Below are 2,181 nucleotides of genomic sequence, written 5' to 3'. Positions count from 1 at the left end.
CTAAAAAACGAAATTGAAACCTACGTAAAGCAACTTATTACATTTGGTGAAGACAGAGCAAAAATAGCCGCTTTAAGTGATAACACTAAACAAGTTGAATCACTTGAACTGGCAGTGAAACTAGCAAATGAATGTGCTGTTTCAGGTGATATTGTGCTGCTGGCGCCTGCATGCGCAAGCTTTGATATGTTTAAAAGTTTTGAGCATCGTGGTGAGCTCTTTAGTGAGCTTGTGCACAAGGTGGTGAATACATGAAGGTATTAGAGTTCTTCAAAGCACAATTTAATGTGCGCTCAAATAACTTATATGATGTACCACTGGTTTACTGCATGGTTATTTTGGTAGGCGTTGGTTTTATTATGGTGACAAGTGCATCCATGCCAACGGCTATTCGCATGTTTGATAACCCTTTTCACTTTACTATTCGCCACGTGGTTTATTTGGTGTTGAGTTTAAGTCTATTAATGATCTCAACCAGCCTACCTATGAGTTTCTGGAAAAAAGCCAACTTACCTCTTTTGCTTGCGGGCATTCCAATGCTGATTGCGGTATTGGTGATTGGTCGAGAGGTTAATGGTTCGACGCGATGGATTGGTGTTGGGCCAATCAATATTCAGGTTTCTGAAGTGGCGAAGCTTTTCTTCTTTTGCTATTTAGCGGGTTACTTAGTTCGTAAAAGATCTGAGGTGCAAGAAAACCTTAAAGGCTTTATTAAGCCACTTGCTGTTTTTACTGTGTATGCATTTTTAATTTTAATGCAGCCAGATTTAGGCACTGTGGTGGTTATGTTTGTAACCACTATCGGTTTGTTGTTTTTAGCTGGTGCACGCCTTTGGCAATTTTTTGCGTTAATGATGGCGGGTGTGGGCCTAGTAGTTCTATTGATAGCAAGCTCACCTTATCGTCGCGCGCGTATTACTGGTTTTATGGACCCGTGGGATGACCCTTTTGGCAAAGGTTACCAGTTAGTACAGTCATTAATGGCATATAGCCGGGGTGATTGGTTTGGCCAAGGGCTAGGGAACAGTGTGCAGAAACTACAATATTTACCAGAGGCGCATACCGATTTTATATTTGCGATTTTGGCAGAAGAAACTGGGTTTATTGGCGTTTTCAGTGTGTTAACTGTGTTGTTTGTTTTAATTTTTAGAGCGTTAAATATTGGTTTTAACGCACTTAAAGCAGGTAAAGAATACGAAGGTTATTTGGCGCTGGGTATAGCTATTTGGTTTGCCTTTCAAAGCATGGTAAACGTGGGAGCCAGTGCAGGAATTTTGCCAACCAAAGGATTAACACTGCCGTTTGTTTCTTATGGCGGTTCTAGTTTATTAGTGATGACAATTGCAGCTGGCATTTTATTAAGAGTCGATTTTGAGGTGAAAATGGCGACAAAACAGGCCACAACGAGAGGGCGAAAATCATGAGCAAAAAGATAATGATTGTCGCAGGTGGAACTGGTGGTCATATTTTCCCTGGTATTGCCGTAGCAGATTATTTGAAAGAACAGGGTTGGCAAGTTATATGGCTTGGCACATCTGATCGTATGGAAGCGGACGTGGTTCCTCGTCATAACATTGCTATTCGTTATATCGATGTCAGAGGTGTTCGTGGTAACGGCTTGATGCGATTATTAAAAGCGCCGTTTATGGTGATGAAAGCAATTTGGCAAGCACGCAAAGTAATGAAACAAGAAAAGCCAAATGTATTGCTCGGTATGGGGGGTTATGTAACGGGGCCTGCTGGAGTGGCGGCCAAGTTGCTAGGCATCCCAGTACTTATTCATGAGCAAAATGCGGTAGCCGGATTAAGTAATAAGTTGCTAGCCAAAATAGCAAATCAAGTTATGGCGGCATTTCCGTCTGCATTTGATAAACCAAAATGTAAAATTGTTGGTAATCCAGTACGCAGCAGCGTTGCCAACGCTAAAGTTGAAAAAACGGATGCAAAATGCAACGTATTGGTTGTAGGTGGATCACTTGGAGCAAAAGTGTTTAACGACCTATTGCCCGATGTGATTAAACAACTAGCCTGCGAGGCTGATATCGCAATTCGCCACCAAACAGGCAAAGGTCACTTAGCTGAAGTGACAAAACGCTATGAAAAGCTGAAGTTAAATGCTGATGTGAGCGAGTTTATCCATGATATGGATAAAGCATATGCATGGGCTGATATTGTTGTATG

General features: G+C 41.7%; 2 protein-coding genes and 1 pseudogene. All 3 read left to right on the top strand.

Features of this window, described 5'->3' with window-relative positions:
- A pseudogene (locus tag ABYD77_RS18985) lies at positions 1 to 255 on the top strand (UDP-N-acetylmuramoyl-L-alanine--D-glutamate ligase); the annotation flags it as partial.
- Positions 252 to 1,424: a cell division protein FtsW gene (gene ftsW, locus ABYD77_RS18980; RefSeq protein ID WP_372771652.1), complete on the top strand. Its 1,173-nt coding sequence runs from the start codon at positions 252 to 254 to the stop codon at positions 1,422 to 1,424. The pseudogene ABYD77_RS18985 and the gene ftsW, both read left to right, overlap by 4 nt.
- Positions 1,421 to 2,181, top strand: a 761-nt coding sequence (gene murG, locus ABYD77_RS18975) for an undecaprenyldiphospho-muramoylpentapeptide beta-N-acetylglucosaminyltransferase (RefSeq protein ID WP_372771651.1), incomplete at its 3' end; no start/stop codon positions are given. The genes ftsW and murG, both read left to right, overlap by 4 nt.

This window comes from Pseudoalteromonas sp. (genome assembly GCF_041629635.1).
GTDB lineage: Bacteria > Pseudomonadota > Gammaproteobacteria > Enterobacterales > Alteromonadaceae > Pseudoalteromonas.
Note: the sequence above shows the minus strand (reverse complement) of the source record. Positions and strands in the feature narration are given on the sequence as shown.